Origin of the sequence: Paraburkholderia sartisoli (assembly GCF_900107685.1) — a bacterium.
Lineage (GTDB): Bacteria > Pseudomonadota > Gammaproteobacteria > Burkholderiales > Burkholderiaceae > Paraburkholderia > Paraburkholderia sartisoli.
Genome location: NZ_FNRQ01000003.1, coordinates 326,011 through 344,434 on the forward strand (window position 1 = coordinate 326,011; position 18,424 = coordinate 344,434).

Annotated in this window: 14 protein-coding genes and 2 tRNA genes; 8 read left to right on the forward strand and 8 right to left on the reverse strand. The window is 61.9% G+C overall.

Annotated features, from left to right (window positions below):
• Positions 1–158 precede the first annotated feature (158 nt).
• Both BLV45_RS12820 and BLV45_RS12825 read left to right on the forward strand, forming a co-directional pair.
• A tRNA-Leu gene (locus tag BLV45_RS12820) sits at positions 159–243 on the forward strand.
• A gap of 200 nt (positions 244–443) precedes the next feature.
• Positions 444–528 (forward strand) — tRNA-Leu (locus BLV45_RS12825).
• A 443-nt stretch (positions 529–971) separates the two neighbouring features.
• Here BLV45_RS12825 and BLV45_RS12835 read toward each other — a convergent pair.
• The 4 genes from BLV45_RS12835 to BLV45_RS27515 form a co-directional block, all read right to left on the reverse strand.
• The gene (locus BLV45_RS12835; RefSeq protein ID WP_090533466.1) at positions 972–1,619 is read right to left on the reverse strand and encodes a trimeric intracellular cation channel family protein; all 648 of its coding nucleotides are present in this window, start codon (positions 1,617–1,619) and stop codon (positions 972–974) included.
• Positions 1,616–2,884, reverse strand: a complete 1,269-nt coding sequence (locus tag BLV45_RS12840) for a M20 family metallopeptidase (RefSeq protein ID WP_090533468.1) — start codon at positions 2,882–2,884, stop codon at positions 1,616–1,618. Before BLV45_RS12840 ends, BLV45_RS12835 begins: the two co-directional genes overlap by 4 nt.
• Positions 2,885–2,921: 37 nt before the next feature.
• Positions 2,922–3,371, reverse strand: a complete 450-nt coding sequence (locus BLV45_RS12845; RefSeq protein ID WP_090533470.1) for a MarR family winged helix-turn-helix transcriptional regulator — start codon at positions 3,369–3,371, stop codon at positions 2,922–2,924.
• 278 nt (positions 3,372–3,649) lie between these two features.
• Entirely contained in the window at positions 3,650–3,793 is a 144-nt protein-coding gene (locus BLV45_RS27515; protein WP_176954150.1) for a hypothetical protein, read from the reverse strand.
• Positions 3,794–3,850: 57 nt separating this feature from the next.
• Between BLV45_RS27515 and BLV45_RS12850 the strand changes: the two genes are divergently transcribed.
• Positions 3,851–5,410: a hypothetical protein gene (locus BLV45_RS12850; protein ID WP_090533472.1), complete on the forward strand. Its 1,560-nt coding sequence runs from the start codon at positions 3,851–3,853 to the stop codon at positions 5,408–5,410.
• Positions 5,411–5,661: 251 nt separating this feature from the next.
• Complete coding sequence (locus BLV45_RS12855; protein ID WP_090533474.1) at positions 5,662–6,354, forward strand: phosphatase PAP2 family protein; 693 nt, start codon at positions 5,662–5,664, stop codon at positions 6,352–6,354.
• A gap of 161 nt (positions 6,355–6,515) precedes the next feature.
• Here BLV45_RS12855 and BLV45_RS12860 read toward each other — a convergent pair whose 3' ends face one another.
• A complete protein-coding gene (locus tag BLV45_RS12860) occupies positions 6,516–7,634 on the reverse strand; it encodes an acyltransferase family protein (RefSeq protein ID WP_176954151.1) in 1,119 nt (372 codons plus the stop codon).
• 119 nt (positions 7,635–7,753) lie between these two features.
• Positions 7,754–9,430, reverse strand: coding sequence for a hypothetical protein (locus BLV45_RS27520; RefSeq protein WP_176954152.1), 1,677 nt, complete (start codon positions 9,428–9,430; stop codon positions 7,754–7,756).
• A gap of 428 nt (positions 9,431–9,858) precedes the next feature.
• On the opposite strand from BLV45_RS27520, the gene BLV45_RS12865 reads away from it, so the two are divergent.
• The 4 genes from BLV45_RS12865 to BLV45_RS12880 all read left to right on the forward strand — a co-directional run bounded on the left by BLV45_RS12865 (position 9,859) and on the right by BLV45_RS12880 (position 16,310).
• Positions 9,859–11,079, forward strand: a complete 1,221-nt coding sequence (locus BLV45_RS12865) for an MFS transporter (protein WP_090533479.1) — start codon at positions 9,859–9,861, stop codon at positions 11,077–11,079.
• 602 nt (positions 11,080–11,681) lie between these two features.
• Positions 11,682–13,091 carry a 3-oxoacyl-ACP reductase gene (locus tag BLV45_RS12870; protein ID WP_090533884.1) on the forward strand — a complete coding sequence of 470 codons (1,410 nt, stop codon included), beginning with the start codon at positions 11,682–11,684 and terminating at the stop codon, positions 13,089–13,091.
• A gap of 475 nt (positions 13,092–13,566) precedes the next feature.
• Positions 13,567–15,306 carry an AMP-binding protein gene (locus BLV45_RS12875; protein ID WP_245753252.1) on the forward strand — a complete coding sequence of 580 codons (1,740 nt, stop codon included), beginning with the start codon at positions 13,567–13,569 and terminating at the stop codon, positions 15,304–15,306.
• Positions 15,307–15,356: 50 nt separating this feature from the next.
• A complete protein-coding gene (locus BLV45_RS12880; RefSeq protein WP_090533482.1) occupies positions 15,357–16,310 on the forward strand; it encodes a DUF1571 domain-containing protein in 954 nt (317 codons plus the stop codon).
• Here BLV45_RS12880 and BLV45_RS12885 read toward each other — a convergent pair.
• Both BLV45_RS12885 and BLV45_RS12890 read right to left on the reverse strand, forming a co-directional pair.
• Positions 16,307–16,744 carry a hypothetical protein gene (locus BLV45_RS12885; protein ID WP_090533484.1) on the reverse strand — a complete coding sequence of 146 codons (438 nt, stop codon included), beginning with the start codon at positions 16,742–16,744 and terminating at the stop codon, positions 16,307–16,309. The two genes, BLV45_RS12880 and BLV45_RS12885, sit on opposite strands and share 4 nt — an antisense overlap.
• Positions 16,745–16,799: 55 nt before the next feature.
• Positions 16,800–18,377, reverse strand: a complete 1,578-nt coding sequence (locus BLV45_RS12890) for an FAD-binding protein (RefSeq protein WP_090533486.1) — start codon at positions 18,375–18,377, stop codon at positions 16,800–16,802.
• Positions 18,378–18,424 lie beyond the last annotated feature (47 nt).

Genomic DNA, 18,424 nt, shown 5'->3' on the forward strand with positions numbered 1-18,424 from the left:
ACTACTGCTGCGAGGCATTCTAACACCCGTCCCGCACGCCACGCGGCGCTCAGAGCCCGGTGCGGCAAGGCGCTTCCACGCTCGCGCCGGACTGTCGCAAAATGCTTGACACGATTATCGGGCCCGCTATAATTACACTCTTTGCTGCACACCCACCTGCCCAGGTGGCGGAATTGGTAGACGCACATGGTTCAGGTCCATGCGCCGCAAGGTGTGGAGGTTCGAGTCCTCTCCTGGGCACCAGATTCAAAAAGAAAACCACCTTCGGGTGGTTTTCTTTTTGTGAAACGCTTTCGCCCTGCTTCATGCTGTGTTCGATACAGGTTGAATCAATGCGATGGCGAATAGGGAAAAGCGTGGAAAAGCAGGTTGAAATCGAAGTTATGCTGTTCTGATTGACACAATGTTTCAACCCGCTAGAATAGCGGGCTAGCTTGAAACGTGCCCAGGTGGCGGAATTGGTAGACGCACATGGTTCAGGTCCATGCGCCGCAAGGTGTGGAGGTTCGAGTCCTCTCCTGGGCACCAGCAGTTGTTCCGGCGTAAGCCGATGAAATTCGAGAAACCCCGTAAGATTAAAGTTTTACGGGGTTTTTTGTTTTCCGCAATTCCCTTTCGCTCTATCGACGTCGACTTTTTTGCATCTATCCGATTCGAGGGGCAAATCTTCCCCAGACCGGATCGTCGTCGTTCATAAACTTCCATCGTTCAAAAAACATGAACACGCGGTTCATGCGAACGACGAACGCCGGATGTTCAATTATTTTTTCCTGTTCATACTCTATGAACATCGATTCAGCCTGAACGAATCCCGTGCTCCCACGCCACGTCGCGCCCTGGCGAAGCACACACCCACGCACCGCAAACAGAAATCCGCCGCACAGGCCCGACGCATTTGCGTCCATCGCGAAGGAACACCGTTCCCGTGACGGGCGGGCGTTGTGCAGGCTGCATTAACGTCTATAAGACTTTTACTCAGACACGCTCTGTCCGCGCCGCGCTTTCGGCCCTCGATACACAGGCAAGCGCCATCCGTAGTGGAGCGCGAGAAGACGAACCCCGACGCAGGCGATCGTTGCACACCAGGGCGTCCACGCGGACACCGCGCCCATCTTCGCGGAGGCAACGAAAACGATCGCGCCAAGCAACGCTGCGGACGCATAGATTTCCCGCGCCAGAATTGCCGGCACGCGGGACAGCAGCATGTCCCGAATGACGCCGCCACCCACCGCGGTGACCATGCCCATCAGGATCGCCAGCTCGGCACTGTGCCCATACGTTAACGACTTCTGCGCGCCCGACACGGCGAACAGCCCCAGTCCCACGGCATCGAAGAACAGAACGGGGAATCGCAGCCGCCTGACTTTCGCGTAAGCCGCGATGGTGACCATCGAAGCCAGTATCGATGTCGCGAGATACCGCCAATCGGAGAGCGCGACCGGCGGTGTCGCGCCGATACAAACGTCGCGCACGATGCCGCCACCGCACGCGACCATGAACGCCACCGAAAAAATCCCGAACAGGTCGAGTCTTCGCTGTCTTGCGGCCACCGCGCCGCTGATGGCGAATGCGAACGTGCCGACCAGGTCGAGCACTTCATAGACGATATGCAGGTTCACGCTTTCTCATCTTGCTGGTCGAGCCACACCGCGGCCGCGCAGATCATGGCTTCGAGCCCGGTTCTCAGCGTGGGATCGAGTGTGGGTGCGTACATCGGCGAATGATTGCCTGGAATCTGGTTGAGCTTCTTCTCTGCTTTGGCTTGCGCGTAGACCCGCGCGTCGGTGCCACCAATGATCCAGAAAACGTATGGCACGCCCCAGGTCCGTCCGAACACGCTGAAGTCTTCGCTGGCGGCAGCCGGTTGCGTCTCGAAAGCGCGCTCGCCGAACCATTGCTTAAAGGCGTCGCTGATACGGCTCGATGCCTGCTCATCGTTGACGGTCAGGGGATAGCTGCTTAACGTCGTGAACTCCGGATCGCGCGGCGCACCGGATGCAGCGCATTCCGCGCAGCAGATTCTACGGATGGCGCCCAGCATGTATTCGCGCACGTCTTCATCGTAGGTGCGCACGTTGAGCTTTAGCGTGGCGTCGTCAGGGATAATGTTTTCTTTTGTCCCCGCCTGCAACGCGCCGACCGTCAGCACCGCGCTGTCGAGCGGCGCAATTTCGCGTGACACGATGGTCTGCAGCCGCATGGTCGTCGACGCGGCCATGATGACGGGATCAATCGACGTTTGCGGCTGCGATCCATGCGCGCCGCGCCCGAACAGCTTGACCTTGAGGCTGTCGCCCGCCGAGAGGATCGTGCCGCTACGGTAGCCGACCGTACCTGCCGCCCCCACCATGACGTGCTGCCCGAGGATGATGTCCGGCTTCGGAAAACGCGTTGCCATACCGTCGTCCATCATGCTGCGTGCGCCCCGCCCCACCTCTTCGCCCGGCTGGAAGACCACCAGCACCGTGCCCTTCCATGCGTCGCGATGTTTCGCCAGCAGTTGCGCCGCGCCGAGCAGCCACGTCACGTGGAGGTCATGTCCGCACGCATGCGCCACGCCGACCTCGATGCCGTCCTCGTCCTTCGCCTTGACCTGGCTCGCGTAAGGAAGGCCCGTTGCCTCCGTGACGGGCAGCGCGTCCATGTCGGCACGAAGCATCACCGTCGCACCGTCGCCATTGCGCAGCACGCCGACCACGCCGGTCTTTCCGACGTTCCGGCTTACCTCGTAGCCCAGCTTTTCGATGCGGTCGGCCACCATCGAAGCCGTGCGGAACTCGGCCATCGAAAGCTCCGGATGCGCGTGAATATCCTTATAGATCGCTTCGAGCGCCGGCAGCAGCGCGTCGATATCGGCGGCGGTGGCTTCAACGAGTGACGGCATGTTCAGCTCCTGTTCAATCGGTACGCACGTGTGCGGGTTAATCTTCTTCTTCGGCGGCCTGGCCCGCTGCGAGCAGGCTGGATGTCAGTTTCGTGAGAAGACGGTTCAGCGTTTCCCGCTCGTTCTCGCTCAACGCCGCAAGAAGTTTCGCCTCAAGTTTTCCGCCAAGCTTTCGGGATGCCTTCGCAACGCGAACACCCTCCGGCGTTGCGCGCAGCGAGATGCTCCGGCGATCCTTCGAATGGGTGACTCGCGCGATCAGTCCTCGCGTGCATAGTTGCCCAAGCACTTTAGACAGCAGCGTTTTTTCGATCAACGCCTGCTGCGAGACAGCTTTAGGGGTGATATCCGGTTTGGCACAGACCAGCCGCAACACGCGAAGAGCACGAACGTCCAGATCCCATTGATCGCTATAGACCACGTTCGCCTTGTCGACGAGCAATGAGCTGGTCAGATCGAGCCTGAAGGTGAGGTAATCGGAGTGCATGAAACCGGGAGCAAGCTCGGCGGGAAAGGTGCGAGGAAGTATAGAACAATGGTTGAAAATTTCAACTATTACTGCGTCGGTCTGGAGGCACACCGCGAACGGCAGGCGACTACTTCGTTCCCGTAGCAGGCGCCCTCAGTGCAGCAACATCAAGGACCAGATCGCGCAGCCATTGCACGGCGGGGTCTATAGGGTTGCGCGAGTGCCAGGCGGGCGTGTAACGCGCCGGCCTGGCCGGCGACCGTATCCTTCCGCACAGTCGGCGAGCTTCTCTTTTTCTATACTTCGCGCAATCCGGGAAGTGTCGGCGCGCATCGCGCCGACAACGCATAGCGATGTGTCGCGTCCGACACCGCCAGAAAAACGTCCGCAAGCCGGCCATTGAGTTGCGCCTCGACGATCCAGACCACGTTTGCACTCACGGGTCGTCGGTGACAGCGGGCTGCGGGTTGCTCGAAGCAAACGAGGGGTAATCGACAATGAAGCTGCGCTATCAAAGAGCACTGCTCCTGATTCTGGTGCTCGCGGTATTTGTCTGGCTTGCGCGCTATTTCATGCCGTTTCCGGCCAATTTCGAAGACAGTTTCATCATGTATCGCTATGCCCAGAACGGAGCGGACGGATTCCCGTACGAATGGAATCGCGCGGCCGGGACCGTCCAGGGCATGACCGGCGTAGCCTGGGTGACGCTCGTCACGCTCGTGATGCGAATCACCAGACTCGACGTCATCAGCGCCAACAGCTACGGGTGCCTGGTTTTCTCCATCCTGACGCTGCTCGCGATTTACGCGACCGCGGTGCGCCATTTCAGCGCCCGTAATGGATGGCTTGCCGTGTGCCCGCTGGTCGCGATCGTCTCCAGTCCCTTTTTCATCAGGGCGGCAAGCAACGGGCTCGAAACATCGATCACCGTTTTCTTCGTTGCGCTATCGATCTATCTGCTCGGTTTTTTGCGAACCACCGGCACGCACCCGATATGGGCCGGCATATTTTCGGGGCTCACTGTTCTCGTTCGACCCGACCTCCCGATCTTTCCGGCTTCGCTCTTCTTTTTCGGGCTGGCGCTTGCCGATGCAACCATGAAGGAACGGGTAAAAGGCTGTATCACCCTCGCCGTTTCCGCGTTTCTCGCGGCACTGGGCGCCCTCTTTATCGCCTATGTCCTGACGGGGACGGCGCTTCCGCTTGCAGCCAGCCTGAAGTTCGCCATGACCGATCTGCTCCTCGGCCGGCTGCCGGGAAATCAATACCGCTTTATCCTCGGCTTCCAGCTGGCATTTCTGAGCCACCTTCTTCCGCTGGTGATCCTGGCACTCATCTCGACGGCCCTTCTCGAGCGCGCGAATTCGAAGCCGTACCTGCCGGTCTATCTTGCTTGCGCCGTCTATTTCGCATACCTGTTCACGGTCCTGCCTATCGTGGACGTCGCGTATCGTTTCCAGTTGCCCGTGCTCATCGGACTCTCGTTTGCGATGGTGCATTTCTTCGATTTCATCGTTAAATCGCCGATGCAACGAAAACACGGCACCGCGCTGATTCTGGCGATAACGGCACTGCTCGCAGTCGGCAACGTCAGCCACCTGTTTGCCGACAGGAAAGAATCTGAATTTCTGCTTGTCGATCACACCCCGTATGAAAAAATCGGTCGGGAACTTCGCGATATTCCCGGTGTTTCGATTGCCTCCTCCGAGGCCGGAAAACTGGCTTTTTATTCACAGAAGAAATTCTTTGACACCGTTGGCCTGAACGACCTGTTCGTCGCGCGCAATAAAAAGCGCGACAATTATCCTGAACTTTTATCGAATTACCTCAGGAGCGATTTTGGCATTCCGGATATATACGTCCGCCCTTTTCACGCCGAAATCGACAGCTATGCGTTTCTGGAAATAGTCCCGGACTTCGACAGGCTGTACGAGTGCAATAAAGGCAGCAATGCGGAACGACTTAATCTGGTCGTCTGCGTCTACCGGTTTGGACCCCACGTTCACGACGTCTTCGCGAGCATCCAGCGCACGGGGCTGGGCATCGAATTCCCCTGACTGACTCGCCAGCGTACCTTCCGCAAACACGGACGCCTCCCGATTCCTGTCGGTTCAGGCGTCCGGCTCAGTGCCGGACAGGCCTGCGTGTCCCGTATTACCGCAAAACCCGGTGATCTGAAAAAGCGGTCATTCCGTTCACGCGGCCGTTTCCTTCCGCACATTTCCCTTTGAAATAAATTCCTATACTCCACTCACGGGCCGGCATCCGAAACCGCCAATTACAATAATCATTCATTTTAATAACAAAAATGAACAAATTCGATCTTGATATTTTGCGATTTGCAAACCATTTCGCTTTTCGCTCGACGAGTTTTGACCATATTGTCATTGCAATATCGGGACTCTATCTGACACGGCTGGTTCTGGTTGCAATGCTGTGGTGGATCTGGTTTCGCGGCGGGCCTTCCGCGCGGCGCGATCGCGAGATTGTCGTCGCGACGATCGTGGCGACCTTCAGCGCGCTCGTTTGCGGGCGGCTGCTCGCGCACTGGCTGCCATTCAGGCTGCGCCCCTACGCCAATCCCGAACTGGGAATGGTCTTCCCGCAAGACGAATCAACCACGCATTTTCTGCGTTTCTGGAGTGCGTTTCCGAGCGATCACGCGATGATGTGGTGCGCGCTCGCCGCCGGCGTTTTTCTCGCGTCCCGGCGCCTCGGCGTCATCGCGCTTCTTTATTCGCTCGTCTTCATCTGCCTGCCCAGAGTCTATCTTGGCCTGCATCATCCCACGGACATACTGGCCGGCGCGGTGCTGGGCATGGCGATCTGCCTGATCCTGAATCGCGAGACGCTCAGGCAACGCATCGCGACACCCATACTCGGCTGGTCGCTCAGCCACGAAGGCCTGTTTCAGATGGGGATTTTCGTGCTCGGTTTCGAGCTTGCCAGTCAGTTCGACGAGATCCGGACGTTGAGCGAGCCGTTCCTCAAACATCTTTGAGCCGTCGAGCGCCGGCGCTTTGCGATGGATGCGATGGATGCGATCGCATGCGACCGATGCCAGCCGGGTCAAGTCGCATCCTCGCACAGCGTGGCGCGCTGCATTGACCGCACCGCGCCGCCCGCGAACATCCCGAACACCACTACGTCCAGGAAACCCGCTTAATCAGCGTCGCCGTAACTGCGTTTCGATCCAGGCATTCTCGCCCACGCAAGGCTCACCGTCGTCGCCGAATACGTGAGGAACCGTCTGTACTGCCTTGCGAGAACGGGCTCCAGGTAAAGCGCGATCCCGCCCGCCAGCAGCACCATCCCGATCATGACAAATGGGCGCGAGTCGATGCCATGCCCAAGCTTCGCGTCCACAAAACCGACGATGAGGTATCCCATGTTCTGATGGATCAGATAAAGCGGATAACTGGTGCTGCCCAACGCGGCGAAAATTCGCGCTGCCTGGGGACTCGTCGTCCCTCGCAGAAAGCCGATGAACGCCACGATTCCCACGGCGAGGATCGCGCCACCCGTGAAAGCGCTCACGTGCGTGTCACCGACGAGTTTTGCGATCCGGTTGGCATCCTCGTAACAACGGAAGGCTCCCGCACACACGGCAATCGACAACGCGCCCACGGTCGCGATACTGATTTTTTTCGCGACCATCAACTGATACAGCAACATGCCGATCGCGAAGAACGACAGATACCGTTCAACAGGGTACTGGGACATTGCAGTCCCAAACACATCGTTGCCGAAGAGCTTCACCGATGCAATGCTGAGCACGTCACAGGAAGTCAGCAGCAATGCAATCCACAGGACACTCCTGCGGATATTCGCGACGCACATCGTCACGAATACGACGGCATAAAAGATGATTTCCAGCCGGAGCGACCAGTAGGACCAGTCAGCGCCGTTAGTAAAGGCGAGCGGTACGATCAGGATCGACGCAACGTAGCTTAGCGGGGTTGGCCAGCGGCCAAGAAGCAGCCCGACGGCAAGCGAAAGCGTGGCGCAAACGAGCAGGCATGGTCCGAGCCGGGCCACTCGCCCGATCAGAAAGCTGACCGGACTCCGGTTAACAGCGGATGCCGTAATGATGAAGCCGCTGATGATGAAGAATATCTCGACGGAAAACGAGAAAAAGCGGATGACAAAGCCGTGAACCGGTGTCGCGTCGATCGTGCCGACCGACGGCCCGAAGTAATAGTAGTGCCACGTCATGGTCAGGAACGCCAGGATGAACCTGAGAATCTCAAGGTAATCGAACCGCTTGTGATCGGCGTTCATGCTGGTCATTTCCTGTGCGGCGCCTCGTTGTACAACGGGATACGCCTGGCAAGATCCGCACGGTGCGCCGCATATGCACGACAAGGGCCTGCGCGCAGGAAGACGGACATGTCGCCACTCTAGGAGAAGAGACGACCGGCATCTGTGCGCCGACGTACGAACCCGGATGCCGGCTGCCCTGCAAGCGCTGTCTGACGGCATCCGATACTCTCGAACAGCGACCAGTCGCCGGCCTCGGCGCGCAGCACGACCTGACATTCGTCGTTGTCGAACATGTGTTCGGGAAGCGGCCTCACGTGATGCACGAAGAAGTACCGGTAAACGCTGCCCTGCACCGCCTTCCAGTCGAAGCGTTCCGGCGACATCGAGAATTCAGGCCTCATCGCGGGCACATGACCGGGTTTGAACCGGACGATCTGCGGCAGCAGATACGCGAAACTGAAATCGACGAACCCCTGCTGCTCGGCTTCATACCATTGCGGATAGCCGTGCAGCGTGTACGGGTTGTGAACGATCGTGCTGGCTGGATCGTAGACGAGACTCAGCGCGCGTTGCCCGGGCTCGGTCACCTCAAGCAGGGTCTCGAACGACGCATTCGCTGCTGCAAAGCGCGCTTCACGCTCGGCGAGCACACCGAAAAACGACCAGCAGATCGCGATCAATGCGACCGGCGCGATTCGCATGAAGAAACGCGCATGGGGTGCCTGCGTGTTGCCGCGCTTCGCGCTTTCGTCGTGTACGTCGGGGCGGGCGAACATCAACGCGTACGCCGGCAGCAGATACAGCGCGAAGCGGTGATACATGTACTCGACATCGAGCGCGGCCGACGGCACCAGCACCCAGACGACGAGCATCGCCAGCATCGGCACGAAGGCGGCCGGGGTCTTCCGGTTCAGCCTCGCGCCCATGAGCCATGGCGCGGCCAGCATGAACATGCCGGCGAGCAGAAAGTACCCGTCTTTCATCTGCACCGCGAACACGTACAGCAGAAAATTGAAGCTGCGGTGCCAGCCCCACGACGTGTTCGTCCAGTCCCATACCAGGTTGGGGCCCGTGTGCGGCTCGCCGGTCCACGTCACGAGGTGGTGCTGCTTCACGTACAACATATAGACGAGAGCCAGCGCGCCGAGCAGCGCATACGGCACTGACGCGAGCAGGATGCGCCGCATCCCCCTGAGCATGACCGGCACCAGCGCGCCGCCCGTCGCGCAGGCGAACGCGAATACAAGCCCGTGCGAGAAAAACGCCAGCACGCCCATGCCGACGACGGCCGCGCCCCGTGCATGCGTGGGCGCATTGGCGAAGCGGCTCGCCACGACCAGAAAGAACAGGCCGACAGGCGCCGCCATCAGGAACGTGAAGAAGCCGAACTGGAAGGCGAAGCCAAAGAAGCCGGGCACACACAGCCAGTCCAGACGCGGATCGGCATTGAAGCGCCTGCGCAGGCACACGCAGCCCAGCATGAACGCGTAGAACGCGAGCGTCAGCGAAAGCTTCATCGCGACCAGCACGGGCATGAAGAACGACAGCGCCACTGCAATCGCGTAGCCGAGCAGATAGGGCGTGAAGTAATTGATGTAGACGAGATTCGTCCACGGCGACGTGCCGTCGAGCAGATCGCGCAGCGTCGCCACCTGGCCCGCGTGTTGCGCGAGGTCGCCCATCGGCGGCCGCGGCGCTACCCAGAACAATGCGCCGGCGAGGACCACGGTGCCGAGAAACAGGATCTGCTGCAGGCTCAACCCGATATCACGGGATGCAACGACGTTACCGCTCGCGGCAAAAATACTGCTCATGAATATCCCCCCTGCATTCGCGCGCGCCTGGGAATCCGTCGTGGTCCCGCAACGCGCAGACGATATGTCATGAAATCGTAAGCGGCGCGTATTCCCCCGTATGTTTGCTGGCGAACAAGACGGCGCGCCCGGCCGGCGGCCAGGAAGACCGCGCGCCGCCCGGAAATACGCTGCCAGTTACATTACAAATCACATAAATAAATATATCTAAATCAATACAAATATTTCATATTGCCGACAATAAATCATTCCGGTTTGTATTGAATACGAATTTACCTGGGGATTGCCATGAAAAGGAGAGTCCGAATCACGCATCCGTTTAACAGCCGGCGTACACTTTTGCGAAGCCCGCTCCCATGAGGCATGCGAGACACGCCGGAGACCGCGTCGCATGTATGCGGGGTACTGTGGAACAGGAGAACAACGAGATGAGCTGGACCCGGGAACAGAGAAACGTCACGATTGCCGCCTATCTGGGCTGGACACTCGACGCATTCGATTTCTTTCTGATGGTTTTTATATTGAAAGATATCGCCGCCGAGTTTCATACGGAAATATCGTCCGTCACCTACGCCATTTTCCTGACGCTGATGGCGCGACCCATCGGCGCCCTCATCTTCGGACGGCTCGCTGACCGGTTCGGCCGCCGTCCCACGCTGATGGTCAACATCGCGTGTTATTCCCTGCTCGAACTGCTGTCGGGTTTTTCGCCGAATCTCGCCACCCTGCTCGTCCTGCGCACGCTCTTTGGCGTCGCGATGGGCGGCGAATGGGGCGTCGGCTCGGCGCTCACCATGGAAACCATTCCGCCCCGCTCGCGCGGTTTCGTGTCCGGCCTGCTGCAGGCGGGCTATCCGAGCGGCTACCTGCTCGCGTCCCTCGTGTTCGGCCAGCTCTATCAGTACATCGGCTGGCGCGGCATGTTCTTCATCGGTGTGCTGCCCGCGCTGCTCGTGCTGTACGTTCGCGCGCACGTGCCCGAATCGCCCGCGTGGCAAACGATGCAGCAGCGGCCACGTCCCAGCCTCGTCGCCACGCTGCGGCAGAACGTCAAGCTGTCGATCTATGCGATCGTGCTGATGACGGCGTTCAACTTCTTCTCACACGGCACCCAGGATCTGTACCCGACGTTCCTGCGCGTGCAGCACAAGTTCGGTCCGGAGATCGTGCAGAACATCAGCATCGTGCTGAACGTCGGCGCGATTGTCGGTGGTCTCTTCTTCGGCGCGCTCTCTGAAAAGATCGGCCGCAAGCGGGCCATCTTCATCGCGGCGCTGATCGCCCTGCCGGCCCTCCTGCCGTGGGCATTCTCGACGGGTCCGCTCATGCTCGCCGCCGGCGCGTTCCTGATGCAGATCTCGGTGCAAGGCGCGTGGGGCGTGATTCCGGTGCATCTGAACGAGATCTCCCCGGACGACATCCGCGCGACCTTCCCCGGTCTCGTCTACCAGCTCGGCAACCTGCTCGCTGCGATCAACGGACCCATGCAGGCGAAGTTCGCGGAAGCGCATGGCAACAACTACGCGCTGCCGATGGCACTCGTCGCGGGCACCGTCGCCATCGTGATCGCCGTGCTGATCCTGTTTAGCCGCGAACGACGCGGCATCGATATGACCCAGTCAGCCAAAGAGGTCGCGGCGCTTCACTGAGCGCTCCTTGGCTCCGGCCTGTTGCCGGCCATGCATACCCGGCAACAGGCTGCGCCCGCGCTGCTTTCGCCCGCCATACGAGGCCGTTCCGATTTCACCCGGAACGGCCTTTTCTTTTGCGCAACGCCTGACGCCTGTGTTATCGCAGCGCAGCAAATACCGGTGATCGGCACTTTTAGTGGCACCCATCCACACTCCAGCTTGCCGTTAGACGACATTGAACCCGAATGCCCAGGCACGTCGCCTGCTGACCTGGACGCGGGCGCTGCCGGCGCGTTCAGCGCGCGCGACAACGTGGGTTCCGGCACGACCGCCGACGGTCCGCCGCCGCACACGTCGACACAATCCGCCTGTACAGTCGAACACGCAGTGAACCATCTGGCCTGACAGTTAAAGGTCCGATGGCCGGGCGATCCAGAACACGCACGCCGTTCGCCCGGGCGCACCTTGAAAACAGGGAGAATTCGTCATGCCGTGGCTTATCGTTGCGCTCTTCCTCGCGAGTGCCGGGCTTGATCCTCATGCTCGAAACACGCGTCCCGCCGCGCGCGGAACGCCTCGCCCACAATGAACGCCAACACAACACACCGCGGAACCGGACGATGACCGACGCCTACCTGAACTTCGTCAACTCGCCATTTGGCGCGCGGCTCGCAAGCTCGCTCGGGCTGCCGAAGCCCGAGGTGCTGCGCCGCTATCGCGCGGACCAGCCGGAGTTCGAAGGACTGATCGCCGTGGGCGCGGGGCCGCAGCCGCGGATGCTGGAAGCGCTCGCCGGCATGATCGCGCGCACCGGCATGACGGGCGTCGCACACGAGAGCGCGGGCTTATGGATTCCCCTCGCGCAACGACACGGAGTGATGACCGGTCGCTTCGAACCGGTTGCGAGCGGTTCGTCGCAAGGCCGCATGAGCGCGCTGCTGTTCGACGCGAGTGGCATCGAAGACGTCACGCAGTTCGATACGCTCTACGCGTTCTTTCACGACGCGTTGCGCTCGCTGGATAAGTGCGGGCGTATGGTCGTGTTCGGCCGGCCGCCGGAAGCGTGCGCAACCACAAGGCAATGGACCGCCCAGCGCGCGCTCGAAGGCTTCACGCGTTCGCTCGGCAAGGAAGCGCGTCGCGGCATCACCTCCAACCTGATTCACGTGGCGCCCGGCGCGGAAGCGCTGACCGAAGCCACGCTGCGGTTTTTCCTGTCGCCGCGCTCGGCGTATGTGTCGGGCCAGGTCGTGCGCATCGACGCCGTGACGCACGCGCTGCCCGTATTCGACTGGAAGCAGCCGCTCGCGGGTCGCCGCGCGCTGGTGACGGGCGCGGCGCGCGGTATCGGCGCATCGATTGCAGGCGTGCTCGCGGCCGAAGGCGCGCGGGTGATTGGCGTCGACATTCCGTCCGCGAAAGAGGCGCTCGATCAGACGATGCGCGCGCTGAACGGCACCGCCCTCGCCTTCGACATCGCCGCGCCGGAAACGCCGGCGCAACTCGCGGCGGCGCTCGATGAAAACGGCGTCGACATCGTCGTACACAACGCCGGCGTCACGAAGGACAAGACCCTCGCGAAGATGACCGAAGCCGCGTGGCGCAGCGTCATCGATATCAATCTGGCGGCGCAGGAACGCATCGACGATGCGCTGCTCGAAGCCGGCACGCTGCGCCACGGCGGACGGATTATCGGCGTGTCGTCGATCAGCGGCATCGCGGGCAATGCCGGGCAAAGCAACTACGCGACGTCGAAAGCCGGCGTGATCGGACGCGTGCAGAGCATGGCGCCGCATCTGCGCGAGCGGCACATCACGATCAACGCGGTCGCGCCTGGTTTCATCGAAACGCAGATGACCGCGAAGATACCGTTCGCGATCCGCGAGGCAGGACGTCGCATGAATTCGATGAGCCAGGGCGGCCAGCCGGTCGACGTCGCGCAGACGATCGCATGGCTCGCGCACCCGGGCTCCGCGGGTATCACGGGCCAGGTGGTGCGCGTGTGCGGCCAGAGCCTGATCGGAGCCTGACGATGGTCGAGCCCTTCCGCCTCGGCACGCCGCCCGGCGCTGTGCGCCCGGAAAACGGCCGCGCCCGCCGCGCGCGAGTTCGAAGTGCGCGACAGTGCCGGCAAAAAGCCACATTTACGCACCCGGCTTCAGTGGACGCTGCAATGAACGCCCATGCCACGCGTTACGTCGCGGAAAAATCGTGGAATCAACGCCCCGGTATTTCGTTATTGCTTTACAGCAGCTGGCACACACGATCTGCCGCATCTATCTGAATCGATCGATAATCAGGGCACGACCTGAAGGAGCCGGGCATGTCCCACCCGCTTCAACCTGCGCGGCGGGCGACCAGCGCACCGTTGCCATTCCCGGGCGCTGGCGGCACCGCGGTGAGCATTAAAATGACAACCACAAAAACACAGCCACACTCAGGAGACAAGCGATGACCCAGACCACGCAACCGCCTTCGGCAGGCGCAACCTCTTCGCAGGAAGCCATGAGCGAACCCACATCGAAGGTAGCGAAAGCGCCGAACACCGACGGCCTCTGGTTCGACTCCTGGCCGGCCGGCGTGCCGCACGAAATCGACGTCAACCAGTACGCGTCGCTCGTGCAGTTCTTCGACGAATGCGTCGCGCAGTTCCGTGAGCGCGTGGCGTACGTGAGCGTCGGCGAATCGATGACGTATGGCGAACTCGCTCGCAAGGCCACCGCGTTCGCCGCGTACCTGCAGGGCATCGGCGTGAAGCCGGGCGATCGCGTCGCGATCATGCTGCCGAACACGTTCCAGTATCCGGTGTCGCTCTTTGGCGCGCTGAAGGCCGGCGCGGTGGTCGTGAACGTGAATCCGCTCTACACGGTGCGTGAACTCGCCCATCAGCTCAAGGACAGCGGCGCGCAGACGATCGTCGTGTTCGAGAACTTCGCGAAGGTGCTCGAAGAAGCGCTGCCCGGCACGAAGGTGCAGAACGTGATCGTGACGGGGCTCGGCGACCTGCTCAGGGATGGCCTGAATCTCAAGGGCCGTCTGATCAATTTCATGCTGCGCCACGTCAAGAAACTGGTGCCGGCCTGGCATATTCCGCAAGCCGTGAAACTGCTCGACGCGCTCGCCACCGGCTACACGCGCCCGCTCACGCCCGTGCGTCCGGTGCATGACGACATCGCGTTCCTGCAATACACCGGCGGCACCACGGGCGTTGCGAAAGGCGCGATGCTCACGCATCGCAACATCATCGCGAACCTGCTGCAGGCAAAGGCGTGGTCTGCCGGTCAGCTGACGGGCGACGCCGAAAGCGTGCTCACGCCCCTGCCGCTTTATCACATCTTTTCGCTGACGGTGAACGCGCTGATTTTCATGGGTCTCGGCGGGCGCAACATCCTGATCGCGAATCCGCGCGACGTGAAGCGCGTGATGAAGGTCATCCGCCACGAGAAATTCACCGGCATCACGGCGGTCAACACGCTCTATAACGCGTTCCTCGAAAACGAGGAGTTCTGCAAGCGCGATTTCTCGAACCTGAAGCTCGCGATGGCAGGCGGCATGGCGACGCAGAAGGCCGTCGCGGATCGCTTCAAGGCGGTGACCGGCCAGTCGATCATCGAGGGTTACGGGCTCACCGAATGCTCGCCGATCGTCTCGATGAATCCGGTCGACCTGAAGCACATGCGCGACTTCGAGGGCTCGATCGGTCTGCCCGCGCCTTCCACGCAGGTGCGCTTCAGAAAGGATGACGACACGTGGGCGAACGTCGGTGAAGCGGGCGAGCTGTGCGTGAAGGGTCCGCAGGTGATGAAGGGCTACTGGAACCGTCCGGAGGAAACCGCGAAGGTGTTCGACGAAGACGGCTGGCTCGCCACCGGCGACATCGGCGTCATGGATTCGCGCGGCTTCATGCGCCTCATCGACCGCAAGAAGGACATGATTCTCGTGTCCGGCTTCAACGTGTACCCCAACGAAGTGGAAGACGTGATCGCGATGCATCCGGGCGTGCGCGAAGTCGCGGCCATCGGCATTCCCGATGCCGCGCAGGGCGAGCGCATCAAGGTGTTCATCGTGCCGCGCGACCGCACGCTCACGCAGGAGCAGGTCATCGCGCACTGCCGCAAGCTGCTGACGGGCTACAAGGTGCCGAAGGTGGTCGAGTTCCGCGACGCGCTGCCACAAACCAACGTCGGCAAGATCCTGCGTCGCCAGTTGCGCGACGAGGAACTCGCGAAACAGAAGCCGGAGTAAGCGCGCCACGGCAAACCGCGCGCGCCGGCGTCGATTCGGGAGAAAGCGGAATGACGTATCCGGAGTATCGACCGACGCGCACCGTACTCGATGCCGGATTTGCCAGACGACGCATCCGGCTCGCCGCATGCGGAGTGCTGGTTTGCGCGGGCGTCGTGGCGGGCGCTGCCCGCGCGCAGGGCGGCACGCCCCCGCCCTCCTCTGTTGGCGCGACGGCCTCTGCCATTTCGCCGGCGCAGGTCGGCCGGCTATCCGTCGATCAGCAGGTGCGCTGGCTGCGCCGCGCATCGCAAAGCGGCGCGCTCGAACAACTCGATGACGCGCAGTTGCTCGCGCTGTTCCAGTCGCTCGATTCGCAGACCGTGCCGCGCTACGTGAAGGAAGGGCCAAACGGTTATCCGTCGTATGAATTCACGATGGCGCGACAGGAACGCATCCGGGGCGTGTGGCCCGACACGCCCGATCACATGCTGGTGCGTCGTTCGCGCGAGCCGCTGCGGATCTACGCGAAATGGCTGCCCGACGGCGCGCACGCGGGCCAGGAAGTCATCTACGACGAGTCGAAACGCAGCGACGAAATGTACGGCCACCCTGGTGGCATCTTAAGAGCGGTGTCGTTGTGGACACCGCTGAACGGCGCATTCGCGCGAGCCCAGTCGAATCATCAGGTGCGCGATCTCGGAACGGAATACATCGCGCAGCAGTTCGTCGTGGAAGCGCGAAAGTTCGCAGAAGCCGGCATTACGCGGCCGAACCGGATCGAGGTGGAAACCCTCGACGGCGTGCGCGTCGTTGCCTTCACCTACGAAGCGCCGAGCGGGCAGCCCGCGTTCTACGCAAAGAAGGAAACGCTCGGGCTCGATCTGCGGCATCCGTGGTTTCGCAGCGCCGAGTCCTATGACAACGAAGGCCGGATCTTCGAGAAAATCGTCTTCGAAACCGTCACGCCGAAGACCTTCGACGACGCCACGTTCGACCCGAAAAATCCGGATTACAGATTCTAGACTTCGCCCGTCGCGGTGCGCGTGTTGCGTGTCACGTCGCCCGGACGGATTGCGCAGTCGATGACGAAGTGCGATGTCCGCGTCGACACCAGGCTGCGTGAGATGTCTTGCTGTAAAGCGACTGCGCCCGTCGTGTGCGCAATGAACTGCGTCAACACGAAATAATCGGAGCGACGCGTTACGCCGATCAGCAAGCCGCCCTTTTGCACGACGTACGGCGCGAGCGTCGCGTACCATAGCGCGCCGATATCCTCGCCGGTGTCGAACGCGGGCAAGCCGCTTCGCGCCGCATGTTCCGCCAGCGCGCGGCCCTCTGCGAGCGTCGAGTCGTACACGGCAAGCGTACCGGGCGTGCGGATCGCGTGCGCGAACGCGGGCGGTGCGCACGCCGCGGCGAGCAGCACGCTGTGTGTCATGAACGCACGTCGGTCCATCTGCGTCTCCCTGCTCATGCGTCAGCCGCACCCACGCGTGCAGGCGCTCACGCGCTCACGTATAGCCCCGCCGGTCGCGCCATGCGCGCGGCCAGATGCCCTGCTTGCCCGGCGACAGAATGCCCGCGGGATCGAGCGCGTCCTTGACCGTCTCCGACAGCCGCAGCATCGCGCCATCGTTGAAGCTGTATTGCGCCGCGGCGAAGTCCATATACGCGAGGTGCGCGCGATATTCGCCGTAGCCCGCGGCCCGCGCGTCGCTCATCAACGCGCGCAGCAGGTCGCCCGCGATTTCGGGTTGCCGCGCGTCGTCGCGATCGAAAATGATCGCGAAAATGTGATGCAGATGGCGCGTGCCTGCCGTGAAGCCACCGTAGTAATCGAAGCCATATTCCGCCGCGCGCGCTTTCACCATCGTGTACTGGCGCATCGCGTCGCCACCGGTTGCCGGACACACTGGCGAGAAATCGACATGCGCGCCCGCGCCGCCGCGCCAGTCGAGCATGCGAAACGCGCTCATCGCGGGAATGCCGGCGAGGTTGCGGTCGCCGCCGCCGGCCGGTTGCGCATCGCCCGCGTAACGCGCCGCCGACAGCACCGCGCCCGGCACCCGCGCAAACGCGCGATGCACGCTCGCGTACTGCGCGTCGATCACCTCCTCGTTGCCGTAGAGCGCGAAATGCAGGTTCCAGCGGCCGATGTGCAGCCGGTCCATCATCGCGAGAACCGCGCTCTCGGGCATCGGCCCCGCACCGTCGTAATACTGCGAGCGCGGCGCAAGACCCGCCGCGCGCCGGATCGCGCCTTCGATCACCGCGTGGTTGCGGATCGTGTCGTCGAGCCGCAGCGGCCGCAGCGTTTCGACGATCATCTCAAGATCGCTTTCGTTGCGAAACTGGAATTCGCCGAGCAGATACGCAGGCGGCGCCGGCATCAGCCACACGCCCATCTTCGTGACGATGCCGAAGTTCGACTGCATGAACATCGCGTCGAACGACGGCCCGTAGCCGGGCTTGTACAGTTGCCACGACGTGCCGGGCTCGATGCCGCCCATGCCCGTGCGCACCACGTCGCCACTGGCCAGCACGACTTCCATGCCGCACTGCGTCGCCGCGTGATCGCCATACGGCGTGTAGCCGAAACCGCGTTCGAGCGTGTTGCCGATCACGCTGCCCCAGCCCGCCGCGGGCGGATCGACCCACAGCCGGTAACCCCTGTCGCGCAGGTGCGCGTGGAGATCGAAATAGCTGACACCCGGTTCGACGAGCGCATAGGCGAGCGATTCATCGACATGGATGATGCGGTTCATCCGTTGCAGGTCGAGCACGACCGAGCCGGCCAGACGCGGCGCCGCGCCGCCGTACGCGAAGTTGCGCCCGGTCGAAACGGTCCACAGTGGAATGCGAAACCGGGTGGCCACGCGCAACACCGCGCGGATTTCATCGACGGAAGCCGGCAACAGCGCAGCCGATGCGGCGAAATCAAACGCGTTGCCGGGCGCGAACGGATCGCGATACGACGCGAGCCCCGTGGGCGACGACACGACGTTCGCGGCGCCGACAATCGACGCCCACGCCGCGAGCGCGCGCTCGAAGCTCGCCCCGGATACACCCGGCGGCAATATGCGGTCCAAGTCACCCTCCTCGATGCAGGCGGCCGGCAGCCGGCATCACAACCGGC